The sequence below is a fragment of the Pseudomonas sp. A39 genome, assembly GCF_058145955.1.
Genome location: NZ_JBYVMD010000007.1, coordinates 177,847 through 190,565, shown reverse-complemented (window position 1 = coordinate 190,565; position 12,719 = coordinate 177,847). Strand labels below are relative to the sequence as shown.

14 protein-coding genes are annotated in these 12,719 nt (G+C 59.7%); 8 read left to right on the top strand and 6 right to left on the bottom strand.

The genetic code is table 11. The annotated features are described in order from the left end of the window. The first annotated feature begins 286 nt into the window (after positions 1-286). Genes speB through AC3ZU9_RS07970 form a run of 5 tightly spaced genes read left to right on the top strand, consistent with a single transcriptional unit; the run spans position 287 to position 5,073 of the window. Positions 287-1,237 (top strand): agmatinase, encoded by a 951-nt coding sequence (gene speB, locus AC3ZU9_RS07990; protein WP_015885257.1) that lies wholly within the window; start codon positions 287-289, stop codon positions 1,235-1,237. Further along, positions 1,237-1,659, top strand: a complete 423-nt coding sequence (locus tag AC3ZU9_RS07985; protein ID WP_046036004.1) for a YybH family protein — start codon at positions 1,237-1,239, stop codon at positions 1,657-1,659. The genes speB and AC3ZU9_RS07985 overlap by 1 nt, the downstream gene beginning before the upstream one ends. A 21-nt stretch (positions 1,660-1,680) precedes the next feature. Further along, on the top strand, positions 1,681-3,270 hold the full coding sequence (locus AC3ZU9_RS07980) for a purine-cytosine permease family protein (protein WP_490090544.1): 1,590 nt from the start codon (positions 1,681-1,683) through the stop codon (positions 3,268-3,270). Positions 3,271-3,293: 23 nt separating this feature from the next. Beyond that, positions 3,294-4,676 (top strand): sodium:solute symporter family protein, encoded by a 1,383-nt coding sequence (locus tag AC3ZU9_RS07975; protein WP_046036003.1) that lies wholly within the window; start codon positions 3,294-3,296, stop codon positions 4,674-4,676. 46 nt (positions 4,677-4,722) lie between these two features. Beyond that, positions 4,723-5,073 carry a hypothetical protein gene (locus AC3ZU9_RS07970; protein WP_490090543.1) on the top strand — a complete coding sequence of 117 codons (351 nt, stop codon included), beginning with the start codon at positions 4,723-4,725 and terminating at the stop codon, positions 5,071-5,073. A 47-nt stretch (positions 5,074-5,120) separates the two neighbouring features. On the opposite strand, the gene AC3ZU9_RS07965 is transcribed toward AC3ZU9_RS07970, so the two are convergent. From AC3ZU9_RS07965 to ptrR, 3 genes are all read right to left on the bottom strand, one after another. Further along, the gene (locus AC3ZU9_RS07965) at positions 5,121-5,723 is read right to left on the bottom strand and encodes a peptidoglycan recognition protein family protein (RefSeq protein ID WP_490090542.1); all 603 of its coding nucleotides are present in this window, start codon (positions 5,721-5,723) and stop codon (positions 5,121-5,123) included. 224 nt (positions 5,724-5,947) lie between these two features. Next, positions 5,948-6,070, bottom strand: coding sequence for a PA1414 family protein (locus AC3ZU9_RS07960; protein WP_003193089.1), 123 nt, complete (start codon positions 6,068-6,070; stop codon positions 5,948-5,950). A 142-nt stretch (positions 6,071-6,212) separates the two neighbouring features. After that, a complete protein-coding gene (ptrR, locus tag AC3ZU9_RS07955) occupies positions 6,213-7,106 on the bottom strand; it encodes a putrescine utilization regulator PtrR (RefSeq protein ID WP_015885263.1) in 894 nt (297 codons plus the stop codon). Between the two features lie 103 nt (positions 7,107-7,209). Between ptrR and AC3ZU9_RS07950 the strand changes: the two genes are divergently transcribed. After that, a complete protein-coding gene (locus tag AC3ZU9_RS07950) occupies positions 7,210-8,418 on the top strand; it encodes an MFS transporter (protein WP_490090541.1) in 1,209 nt (402 codons plus the stop codon). On the opposite strand, the gene AC3ZU9_RS07945 is transcribed toward AC3ZU9_RS07950, so the two are convergent. The 3 genes from AC3ZU9_RS07945 to AC3ZU9_RS07935 form a co-directional block, all read right to left on the bottom strand. Further along, a complete protein-coding gene (locus tag AC3ZU9_RS07945; RefSeq protein WP_490090540.1) occupies positions 8,330-9,772 on the bottom strand; it encodes an NCS1 family nucleobase:cation symporter-1 in 1,443 nt (480 codons plus the stop codon). The two genes, AC3ZU9_RS07950 and AC3ZU9_RS07945, sit on opposite strands and share 89 nt — an antisense overlap. A 197-nt stretch (positions 9,773-9,969) precedes the next feature. Continuing rightward, entirely contained in the window at positions 9,970-10,368 is a 399-nt protein-coding gene (locus AC3ZU9_RS07940) for a DUF2177 family protein (RefSeq protein WP_093543663.1), read from the bottom strand. A gap of 51 nt (positions 10,369-10,419) precedes the next feature. Beyond that, positions 10,420-11,256 (bottom strand): CvfB family protein, encoded by an 837-nt coding sequence (locus tag AC3ZU9_RS07935; RefSeq protein ID WP_122810126.1) that lies wholly within the window; start codon positions 11,254-11,256, stop codon positions 10,420-10,422. 324 nt (positions 11,257-11,580) lie between these two features. Here AC3ZU9_RS07935 and AC3ZU9_RS07930 point away from each other — a divergent pair, with 324 nt between their 5' ends. Then, a complete protein-coding gene (locus tag AC3ZU9_RS07930; protein ID WP_003193095.1) occupies positions 11,581-11,760 on the top strand; it encodes a PFL_1563 family small protein in 180 nt (59 codons plus the stop codon). Positions 11,761-11,966: 206 nt separating this feature from the next. Next, entirely contained in the window at positions 11,967-12,689 is a 723-nt protein-coding gene (locus AC3ZU9_RS07925; protein ID WP_015885268.1) for a TorF family putative porin, read from the top strand. The last annotated feature ends 30 nt before the right edge of the window (positions 12,690-12,719 follow it).

Sequence of the window (12,719 nt, the reverse complement as noted above, 5' to 3'; positions counted from 1 at the left end):
AGATGATCGGGCTACTTGTAGTGAGCGGGCTTGTCCCGCGCTGGGGGGCGAAGCCGCCCTAATGAGGACGCCGCAGTGTTTCAGAGAGACCGAGGTGCCTGGGTTTAGGGCGGCTTCGCCCCCCAGCGCGGGGCAAGCCCGCTCACTACAGTCCAGCTGTCGTAGTTTAACCGCTGGTATTAGTTTAGAAAAATCTGAACTAAGTATTTGCCCCTGCCGATTCTTTCGTATCGGTGTATTTCGCAGAATCGGCCCCTAATAAACAAAACAACGATGAGGCACTCCCGTGGACAAGATTTTCCACCAACCACTGGGCGGCAACGAAATGCCGCGCTTTGCCGGCATCGCCACCATGATGCGTCTTCCCCACCTGCAAACGGCCAAGGGCCTGGATGCCGCCTTTATCGGCGTGCCGCTGGACATCGGCACCTCGCTGCGCGCCGGCACCCGATTCGGGCCGCGTGAAATCCGCGCCGAATCCGTCATGATCCGCCCCTACAACATGGCCACCGGCGCCGCACCGTTCGACTCGCTGTCGGTCGCGGACATTGGTGACGTGGCGATCAACACCTTCAACCTGCTGGACGCCGTGCGCATCATCGAAGAGGCCTACGACGAGATCCTCGAGCACAACGTAGTCCCGATGACATTGGGCGGCGACCACACCATCACCCTGCCGATCCTGCGGGCGATCCACAAGAAACACGGCAAGGTCGGGCTGGTGCACATCGATGCCCACGCCGATGTGAACGACCATATGTTCGGCGAGAAAATCGCCCACGGCACCACCTTCCGCCGCGCGGTTGAAGAGGGCTTGCTGGACTGCGACCGTGTGGTGCAGATCGGCCTGCGCGCCCAGGGCTACACCGCCGAAGACTTCAACTGGAGCCGCAAACAGGGCTTCCGTGTGGTCCAGGCCGAAGAATGCTGGCACCACTCCCTCGCGCCGTTGATGGCCGAAGTGCGTGAGAAAGTCGGCGGCGGCCCGGTGTACCTGAGCTTTGATATCGATGGCATCGACCCGGCTTGGGCGCCGGGCACCGGTACGCCGGAAATCGGCGGGCTGACCACCATCCAGGCGATTGAGATCATCCGCGGCTGCCAGGGCCTCGACCTGATTGGTTGCGACCTGGTCGAAGTTTCGCCGCCCTACGACACCACCGGCAACACTTCGCTGCTGGGCGCCAACCTGCTGTACGAAATGCTCTGCGTACTGCCTGGCGTGGCCCATCGCTGATGAGCACCCACGAAGTGCTGCAAGCCGCCGCCGACCTGGTCGCGGCCTTTGCGCGCAATGACCGCGCCGCCTACTTCGGCGCGTTCACCGCCGATGCGAGCTTTGTGTTCTACACCCTCCCCCAGCCGCTGCTGAGTCGCGATGCCTACCAGGCGTTGTGGGACAGCTGGCGCCGGGACGAGGGGTTCGAGGTGCTGTCCTGCACCTCAAGCAACGCCGTGGTCAGCCTGCAGGGTGACGTGGCGATTTTCATGCATGACGTGGCCACCGAGCTGCGCATGAACGGGGAGCAATTTTTTAGCCAGGAACGCGAGACCATTGTCTTCACACGGCAAGGGTCTGGCACACAACAAAAACAAGGCCTGTGGCTGGCCTGTCACGAACATTTGTCCGCTATGCCGGAAGGGCTGCCGCCCCCTTAGCCAATGTGATCGGAGCTGATCATGAATAATAAAAACAACGATAAAAGTATTCGAAAGATAGAAACCAACGGGGTCGAGCAGATCCCGGACCACGAACGTACCGCCGGCCCCAAGGATCTGTTCCGACTGATCTTCGGCGGTGCCAACACCTTTGCCACCGCCGTGCTGGGCTCCTTCCCGGTGTTGTTCGGCTTGTCGTTCCAGGCCGGCGTCTGGGCGATTGTGCTGGGCGTGCTGGTGGGTGCGCTGATCCTGGCGCCCATGGGTCTGTTCGGGCCGATCAACGGCACCAACAATGCGGTGTCTTCCGGTGCGCACTTTGGTGTACACGGGCGGATTGTCGGCTCGTTTCTCTCACTGCTGACGGCGATTGCCTTCTTCTCACTGTCGGTGTGGAGTTCGGGCGATGCGCTGGTGGGGGGTGCGAAACGTCTGATCGGCCTGCCGGAAACCGACTTGACCCTGGGCCTGGCCTACGGCGTGTTCGCCATTCTCGTACTGACGGTGTGCATCTACGGCTTTCGCTTCATGCTGTGGGTCAACCGCATTGCGGTGTGGGCGGCGAGCCTGTTGTTCCTGTTGGGCATCTTTGCCTTCGCGCCGGCGTTCGACAGCCACTTCGCGGGCACTGTAGCCCTGGGCCAGACGGGCTTCTGGGCCGCCTTCATCGGCGCCGCGCTGGTGGCCATGAGCAACCCGATTTCCTTCGGTGCGTTCCTGGGTGACTGGTCACGCTACATCCCGCGTGAGACGCCGAAAATGCGCATCATGCTGGCAGTGGTGCTGGCGCAAATCGCGACGTTAATCCCTTTCCTGTTTGGCCTGGCCACCGCGACCATCGTCGCGATCAAGGCGCCGGACTACATCGCGGCGAATAACTATGTCGGCGGGTTGCTGGCGGTAGCGCCGACCTGGTTCTTCTTGCCGGTGTGCCTGATCGCGGTGATCGGCGGCATGTCCACCGGCACCACGTCGCTGTATGGCACCGGGCTGGACATGTCCAGCGTGTTCCCGCGCCTGTTGTCGCGGGTGAAAGCCACGCTGCTGATCGGGGTGATGTCGATTACCTTCATCTTTATCGGACGTTTCGCCGCCAACCTGGTGCAAAGCGTGTCGACGTTCGCGGTACTGATCATCACCTGCACCACGCCGTGGATGGTGATGATGATCATCGGCCTGATCGTGCGTCGCGGCTTCTACTGCCCGGATGACCTGCAGGTGTTTACCCGCGGTGAGACCGGCGGGCGCTACTGGTTCAGCCATGGCTGGAACTGGCGCGGGTTGGGGGCGTGGATTCCGAGTGCATTGGTGGGCCTGTGTTTCGTCAATTTGCCGGGGCAGTTTGTGGGACCGCTGGGCAATTTGGCCGATGGCATTGATATCAGCTTGCCGGTGACGCTGGGGTTGGCGTCGGTGGTGTACCTGACCTTGCTGCGGGTGTTTCCGGAACCGACGGCTGTCTACGGGCCGACCGTTGTGGCGAGGGAGCTTGCTCCCGTTCGACCGCGAAGCTGGAGCCGGCTTTTTTGGGGCCGCTTCGCAGCCCAGCGGGAGCAAGCTCCCTCGCCACAACACGCGCCTTCACCACAGCAAGCACGCTCACCACAATAAAAAATAATTGGAGAACCGCCGTCATGGCTTTGGATTTATTCGTCGTACTCATCTACGCCGCCGGCATGCTCGTGCTCGGCTATTACGGCATGCGCCGCGCCAAGACCCACGAAGATTACCTGGTGGCCGGACGTAACCTGGGCCCGTCGCTGTACATGGGCACCATGGCCGCCACGGTATTGGGCGGTGCCTCTACCGTCGGCACCGTGCGCCTGGGCTATGTGCATGGCATCTCCGGCTTCTGGCTGTGTGCCGCGCTGGGCATGGGCATCATTGCGCTCAACCTGTTCCTGGCCAAGCCGCTGTTGAAGCTGAAGATCTTCACCGTGACCCAGGTCCTCGAAAAACGCTACAACCCCATGGCCCGCCAGGCCAGTGCGGTGATCATGCTGGCCTACGCGCTGATGATCGGCGTGACCTCGATCCTGGCCATCGGCACCGTGCTGCAAGTGCTGTTCGGCCTGCCGTTCTGGATCTCGGTGCTGCTCGGCGGCGGTGTGGTGGTGGTGTACTCGACCATCGGCGGCATGTGGTCGCTGACCCTCACCGATATCGTGCAGTTCGTGATCAAGACCGTCGGCCTGATGTTTATCCTGCTGCCGATCTGCCTGTACCGCGTCGGCGGCTGGGATGAGCTGGTGGCCAAGCTGCCCGCGTCGAGCTTCAGCTTCACCGCGATCGGCTGGGACACGATCATCACCTACTTCATGATCTACTTCTTCGGCATCCTGATCGGCCAGGATATCTGGCAGCGCGTGTTCACCGCCCGTGACGAAAAGGTCGCCAAGTACGCAGGCACTTTCGCCGGTTTCTACTGCATCCTCTACGGCCTGGCCTGTGCGTTGATCGGCATGGCGGCACACGTGCTGATCCCAGACCTGGATAACGTCAACAACGCGTTTGCCGCTATCGTGAAAGCCTCGCTGCCAGACGGCATTCGTGGCCTGGTGATTGCCGCCGCCCTCGCAGCGATGATGTCCACCGCCAGTGCCGGCCTGCTCGCCGCCTCCACCGTGCTGACTGAAGACCTGTTGCCGCGTTTGCGTGGCGGCAAACAGTCGAGCCTGGCCGTCAACCGCCTGTTTACGATGCTGACCGGCATCGCCGTGCTGGGCATTGCGCTGGTGGTGAGCGATGTGATCAGCGCACTGACACTGGCCTACAACCTGCTGGTGGGCGGTATGTTGATCCCACTGATTGGCGCGATCTTCTGGAAACGCGCGACCACGTCGGGGGCGATCACCTCCATGACCCTGGGATTCGTGACCGCGCTGGTGTTTATGCTCAAGGATGGGCTGGACGCGAACACGCCGATCTACTACAGCCTGGCCATTGGGCTGGTGAGTTTTGTGCTGGTGAGCGTGTTGTCGCGCCGGCCAGAGGGTGTGGCGACCCGCGCCGTTTGATCAGCAACAGGCGTTAAAGCGGTTTCTTCAGCGGGTGCGACGTCGGATGTCGCACCCGTTTTTTTATTCGTCGCTATTGCGCCGCGCCTTCAAACAAATCACCGCAATCCTTGCAGCCAAAATACTGCTCGGTCGCCGGGCACTCAATTTCCCCGGTAGCCCCCGCCCTCACCCGCCAGACGCAGGCCGTTTGCTGATATTTCAGCGTGCCTTCAAGGTAACAAGGGGCCCAGTCAAACTCATCGTGCAGCGTGCGACCATCAATAAGCGCGGCGCGTTTGAAAAAGGACGCTATCTGCCGCTCATCCAGCGCAACGTCACTGGGTCGGCAGCGTTCGGGCTCTTCGGAGTGAAAGCCAGAGATGCGAATGTCGTCGAGATCCAGCTGGGAGGATGAGCATCCGGCGAGTAATGCGCACACGCCAAACAACGCTGACCGTAGACTCATTGCCACTCCGCAGTACTGGCTTCACCTGGGTGTTTGTATGAGATTTGCGGATGCGTGTAGACATCTTTCGGCGTCAGGCGGAAATGGCCATGCAGCTCAGACACCAACCACCGCAGAGACTGCTTCTGCATAGCAGTCACCTCCTCATAACGTGCAGCATCCAGATGTTTGCCGACCAATTCGATGCCCAGGGAGTCCGCATTCATCGGGTATCGCTCAGGATAGTCCTTGGTGCGCTCATACCGGTCCAGCGCCCGAATCTGTAATGTCCACGTGAGCGCCTGAATGCTTTGGACCTCACGGCTATCGCAGGTGGCTTTATCCAGCGCCAGGCACTTGGAACGCAGGTAGCGCCCAACGTGATAACAACGCTTCTTGACGCTGGCTGTCTGGTAGATGGCGCCGTCTTTTTCAATCAAAAAGTGCGCACCATTACCTTTGGAGAGGTAACCGTTAAAGGTGTGCCGGGCCGTCGGTGCGTCGGTCTGGTGGATCACCAAAGCGCGCACACCCAGCAGATCACCATGCTCAATCGTTTGAAACCGACGGAGTTCGACTCGGTCGGAAATCAGCATACCTTCGCTATCAATGCTCGACATTTCAATGCCTCTTCGTCCATGAAAAGGCAAAAATATAGAAGCACGAACAGGGAAAAAGTGAGGATGACGGAGTAAGCAGAAGGGTCCGACAATGAAGCGCACCTCATCACACAGGGGACGCATCAAATGCCGGCTGCGCGCGGATTACAGGCGCCTCATCACGCCATGAAAAACGCCCGATAGTACAACGCCCGCACGATTCGACTCCGCGAGCGCTTCAGGGCTTACCTGCGACGTGGGCGACGCTGCTCATCATCGGTGCGAATCGGCACGGGTTGCAACGGCGGCTCGATCAAGCCCAGTGCAACACCCAGATCATGGAGCCAGTTTTGAATTTTCTCTTTCATGGTTGCCCCCTTTGAGGGTAATGCTGGTAGGCGCAAGTTCTTTCGCCTTTTCCTACACTGATAGTAGCCCTAAGTCCTACGTATTGCTTGAACGAAAACACAACGAACTATTACTGAATTGATCCAAATCCTGACGGATCGCTCAAGCAATCGCGCGTGCGTCGTGCAGCGCCTCGGCCCTGTCAGCTTGCTGCAGGTCGATCCATGCGTTGAGGTTAGCGCCGAGCATACCCTTTCGCCACATCAGCCAGGTGGTCGCAGTGGCAAAAGGCCCTGTCAACGGATGAACGGACACACTGTCCTTGCCTGGCAGGCTGTTGAGCATGGACTCGGACATCAACGCCACCCCGGACCCGGCGATCACACAGGCGAGCATGCCTTGATAGGACTCGATCTCAATCGCCCGCCCCATGGCCACGTGCTCGTGGGAAAACCAGGTTTCCAGCCGCGCGCGATAGGCGCAACTGCGGCGGAAGGTGAACACCGACCGGCCCGCCACATCCTGCGGCCCGCGTACCGGCGGGTGATCGGCTTCGCAGATCAGCACCAGACGCTCCTCGCACAGGGGAACACCGTCCAGGGACGCGATGGTGATAGGACCGTCCACAAAGGCAGCATCGAGGCGACCGGTAATCAAGCCTTCGAGCAGCTCGCCGCTCGGCGCCGATTGCACCTGTAGGTTCACCGTCGGGTAAGCCTTGTGGTAACGCGCCAGCAGCTTCGGTAAATGAACGGCGCCCGTGCTGTACATGCTGCCTAATACAAAGTCGCCAGCCGGTTGCCCACCCTGCACGGCGCCGTGAGCTTCGTCGTGCAGGGCCAGCAGTCGGGCGCTGTAGTCCAGCAACACTTTGCCCGCCGGAGAAAGCTGCAGGCGTTGGCGCTCGCGCACGAACAGCTCTACACCGAGCTGTTCCTCCATCTGCTTGAGCCGGGTCGACAGGTTTGACGGCACGCGATGCAGGCGCTCGGCGGCACGGGTAATGGAGCCCTCTTCCGCCACCGCCTGGAAAATGCGCAATTGACTGAACTCCATACCTTTCTCCAAAACTGAACAAGTTGCTCACTATTATTCAATTTTACAGAAAGTCAATGCGCTTTAGCCTGAGGGTATTCGCTTATCCGCAGGAAACCTGACCATGTCCCCCTTGATTCGCTTACTTGCCAGTGGTGTCGCCTTGATGATGGCGATGGGCATCGGCCGTTTCGCCCTCACCCCACAAATGCCGCATCTGCTCAGCGAGGGGCAGATCGACCTGACCGGCGCTGGCCTGATCGCCGCCGCCAACTACTTGGGCTACTTCGTCGGGGCGGTGGATTCGATCTTTGCGCGCAGCCATCAGCATGTGCGTGGGCGCTTGTACGGCGGGTTGTGGCTGTGTGTGCTGCTGACCCTGGCGTCGTACTGGGCTCATGGCTTCTGGCCGCATCTGTTGCTGCGCTTTGGTACCGGTGTCGCGAGTGCCTGGGCATTGGTGATGATCACCAGCCTGAGCCAGCCACTGGCGATTGCCGCCGGGCGTCCGCGCCTGGGCGCATTGGTATTCGCCGGGCCCGGACTGGGGATCCTGCTGACCGGGTTGCTGGCGTTGGGCTCCAACTTGCTGGGGCAAAGCTCGGCAACCTTGTGGTGGGTGTACGGCACGGTGGCACTGGTGATGTTGTTGGCGATTCTGCCGTTCCTGCCCAAGCCTTCTGCCGCCAGTGCCGCGGTTGCCAGCCCTACGGACGCGGGCAGCAACGGCAGCATTGCGCATTTGTGCTGGATCTATGTGTTGTTCGGCCTTGGCTACATCATCCCGGCGACGTTCCTGTCGCAGATGGCCAGTGCGCAGTTCAAGGGCGCCTGGCAGGCCGATCTGTTCTGGCCGTGCTTTGGTCTGGCAGCCGCGATGGGCGTCGGCGTGGCGACCCTGCGCCGCAAGGATCCGCACACGACTCGCCGCTGGCTGATGACCACCCTATGGCTGCAAGCGGCCGGCGTGTTTGCCTGCTTGCTGGGCAATGGCTGGGGCCTGGCATTGGGGGTGTTGCTGTGCGGCGGGCCATTCCTGGCGTGCATGCAACTCGTGATGGCACGTTTGCGGGACGTCGCGCCCCACGGCTACCAGCGCAGCACCGGGCTGCTGACCGCAAGCTTTGCCATCGGCCAATTGAGCGGCCCTTTGTTGGCATCGGTGAGCAGCCACCTGAGCGGCGGCCTGCAACCGGCGCTGGTAGTCGCCGGTGCAGGCTTGCTGGTGGCGGGTTCGGTGTTGGTCAGCCGGCAACCAAAGGCGCAGGTGCGCGCACCTGTTCACGCCGTGCCAGCACCAGGAAAAACAGCCCACCCAGGAAGCATCCGGTAAACCAGGCGAAGTTGGCCATGCCCTGCAACGCAGGGGTGAAGGTGATCGCAACGCCCGCCAGCGTCGCGGGCACCAACGCCTTGACCGCCGTCCAGTTCACGCCACCGTCGAAGTAATAGCGCCCGCTGGGGCTCTCATCAAACAGCGCATCCACATCGATCTTCTGCTTTTTGATCAGGTAGAAATCCACCAACAGGATCCCGAACAGCGGTCCGATAAAGGCCGCGAGGATATCCAGGGTGTAGTGGATCATCAGCGGGTTATTGAACAGGTTCCACGGTGTAATGAAGATCGATGCCACGGCAGCGATCATCCCGCCTGCGCGCCAGCTGATTTTGCTGGGGGCGACGTTGGCGAAGTCAAACGCCGGGGAGACGAAGTTGGCAACGATATTGATGCCAATGGTCGCAGTGACAAACGCAAAGGCGCCGAGCAATACCGCCACGTTGTTATCGATGCGCGAAACCGTGGCGATCGGGTCGTGGAGCATTTCACCAAACACCGGCAACGTGCCCGAGACGATCACGACGGTGACCAGGGAAAACGCCAGGAAATTCACCGGCAGCCCCCAGAAATTGCCGCGTCGTACGTCGTTCATACTGCGGCAGTAGCGGCTGAAGTCACCGAAGTTCAGGGTCGGCCCGGAGAAATACGACACCACCAGCGCCGTCGCCACGATCACCTGGCCAAACGCCTGCCATCCCGACAGCGACTTCTCCGCCAAGGTAAAGCTGATGTTCGACCAACCGGCCTTCCACACGATCCAGCCGGCCAAGGCAAACATCACCGCATACACCACCGGCCCCGCCCAATCGATAAAACGGCGGATGGACTCCATGCCCGCCCAGAACACCGCCGCTTGCAACAGCCACAGGCTGAGGAAACCAAACCAACCGAGGTAGGAAAGCCCAGCGAAATGCGGCTCTGCGTACACGGCCATCTGTGGGAAGAAACGCAGCACCACGATGATCAAGGCACTCGACGCCAAATACGTCTGAATTCCGTACCAGGCCACCGCGATCAAGCCGCGAATCACCGCAGGAATATTCGCGCCGAACACCCCAAACGCCAACCGACAAATGACGGGGTAAGGCACTGCGGCTTGCTGGCTCGGCTTGGCCACTAGATTAGCGATCAATTGCACAATGCAGATACCGGCGAGCAAGGCGATCAACACCTGCCAACTGGCCAGCCCCAAGGCGAACAGGCTGGCGGCAAACACATAACCGCCGACGCTGTGCACGTCACTCATCCAGAAGGCGAAGATGTTGTACCAGTTCCACTTTTGCGGCAGTGGCCCAAGGTCCTGGTTATACAGGCGCGGGCTGTAGCCTTTGGGCAATTGTTCGGTCATCGCTGGGCTCCTCGAAATACCAGCCTGCACGTGCGTCGCGGTGTGCATACGGAAGGCGGCATGGTTTGTATACGAGAGAGTCAGCAGAATACGTGCCAATTGAACGCAATCCCTCTGGCACGGCGCTCCAAAGGGATTGATATGGGTATAGACATGGGACGATGCTCAGCAACGGTGCACCGAAATCCTGTACACAATCAGCGGTGCACTCGATGTGCACACCAATGACCCACCGTGCAGCACGCGGCAGTCAGGAAGGTGCCCCAGGCCATGTCCATGATCGCTAACTGGGCTGACCAGCCCTGCAGCGTGGCCCAGTTACTCAGGTCGTAGGTGCCATAAGCGACCAGCCCAAGCAACGCCCCCCTGCGCGCAGCGCGCTGCCAACTGGCACTGGGCAGAACCACGAATACCACGCAACCGAACACATAGAGGAGGTAGAAGAGCAGAGCCGGCAATAGGCGGGGCTGGTCCAGCATCAGCGGGCCCAGCAGGGACTTGTAGGTTGGCCCCATGAGCACGCCGAGCCAAAGGCCGTCGAGGACCAGGAAAGCCAGCAACGTGCCGAGGTAGGCGAAAGATGTTTTCTTGGTCATTGATGCACCTCTGTAAGCGCCAACGGGCGCCTACAGAAGAGCAAAGCGTACTCAGCTTAGTTCAATGCGATCCGCGTGAATCACAATATGGCCCTGCTTATACAGCGCACCAATGGCTTTCTTGAAGTTACCCTTGCTCACGCCGAACAAGTTGCTGATCACCGCCGGGTCGCTCTTGTCGCTGACCGGCAAGGTGCCGTTGTTTTCACGCAACTTGGCAAGGATCTTCGAGTTCAGGCTCGAGGCTGCTTCCTGGCCAACCGGTTGCAGGCTCAGGCTGATATTGCCATCCGCACGGATCTCCTTGATAAAGCCTTTTTCTTCCTTGCCCGGGCGCAGGAACTTGAACACTTCATTCTTGTGGATCAGGCCCCAATGCTTGTTGTTGATGATCGCCTTGAAGCCCATGTCGGTGGCTTCGGCCACCAGCAGGTCGACTTCCTGGCCCACCTGGTAATTGGCAGGCGTCTTGTCCAGGTAGCGGTCCAGGCGTGCGGTGGCCGTGATGCGCTTGGTGTGTTTGTCGAGATAAACGTGCACCACGCAGTATTCGCCAGCGGTCATCTGACGCTTTTCTTCCGAATACGGCAGCAACAGATCCTTGGGCAAGCCCCAGTCGAGAAACACGCCGATGCTGTTGACTTCCACCACTTTCAAACTGGCGAATTCGCCCACTTGGACTTTGGGCTTTTCGGTCGTGGCGATAAGTTTGTCATCGCTGTCCAGATAAATGAAAACGTTTAGCCAGTCTTCATCTTCACTGGGAATATCTTTGGGGATATACCGATTAGGCAAGAGGATTTCGCCATCTTGCGCACCGTCTAGGTACAAACCAAAGTTAGTGTGTTTAACCACTTGCAAGCTGTTGTAGCGCCCGACTAAAGCCATTTCCAAATACCCTCATTGCGTGGGCGGCATTCTACCCGAGTTGCGCTCGTCACGCGCGCGCGCCTGAAAAATCACGGCCTGGCGTGGCCTTGCGATGGCATCGCCCCGCTCGTCCGATCAATCCGGCTGATTTTTCTCAGGCAACCCACCGCAGCCAGCACCAGGGTTTCGAATTAAAACAGTAAGTTAGGGGTTCATTTCAAAGATGAAACTTGGCTGTTTTCAGCCGCCGCACTTATTCTTCGAGGATATTTACCAAGCAATTGTCAAGTATTTCCTGTACGATGCCTGGCCAAGTTAATTTTCTACAGGTTAGTGGCCGCCATGCGTGTAAAAGCATCCAACAGCAAAGCAAAGCCAGCTCCCGCCGTTGAAACCAGCGAATCGATCAACAGCCAGATTGCTGCTTTCCTCAAGTCCGGCGGCGAAATCCAGCAAATTGCCAAGGGCGTCAGCGGCCAGACTTTCGGCCCATCCAAGCAGATCAGCCTGGGTAAAAAGTAATACCGCGCAACACCACTGGTCCCTAAGCGTCTTGCCTTCAAGGCGCTAGGACTAGAGCCCGAAATACCCTCGCTGCCTATTTTCCATTAGCGCTAATCGACGAACGGGCCTCACCTCCCGACATTCGCCGGTATCCTTGCACACGTCTAGCACGGGCATCTGCCCGATTCCTTCGTCACTGCTCCTCGCTTTTCATGGAGTGAAGCATGCTCAAACCGTGCATTTTTCTGGTCAGCGCCCTTGTCGCGTGCCCCCTTGCCCAAGCGCAAATATTCCAGCGTGAACTGGGCGACTTCGACCTGAAATTGGGCACCACCCCCAGCCGCAGCATGGCCCAGGGCCTGGTCAAGCCGACGTCTCCCGGCAGCGACTCGTTCCACGGCGGGCTGGACCTGAGTCATGACAGCGGCCTGTATTTCGGCCAATTCTCACCGAACATGGGCCTGTCCTCGGCCAGCACCCTTGAAGTCGATTCCTACATGGGCTTCAAACACCCTTTCGACCAGACCCTGGGCTATGAAGTCGGCTTGATCCACTACAGCTACCCCAAGCTCAGCCCGCTCGACAGCCAGGAGTTCTACGGCGGCCTGAACCTGCTGGGTAATCGCTTCGGTGCCTCTTTCAGCAACGACCCGGATCGCCAGGACAGCACACTGTTCGCCGACCTGGGTGGCACCCAGCCTTTCGGTATTGGCGTCAGCATGAAGTACACCACGCATCAGTTGGGCACGCCGGTCTCGGTGGACGGCGGCTCCATTCGCAGCTTCAGCGACTGGTCGGTGCAATTCTCCCGAGAATGGATGGGCGTTGACCTGAACCTCATCTACAGCGACTCCAGCCTCAGCGGCGGGGACTGCTCGGCCTATTCCGGACACAATTCGCAATGCGATGGTCTGTTGACGCTGAAGGCGGCGCGGTCGTTTTATTAATCGGCTGAACTGTCGCCCCCCGCGCAGGCT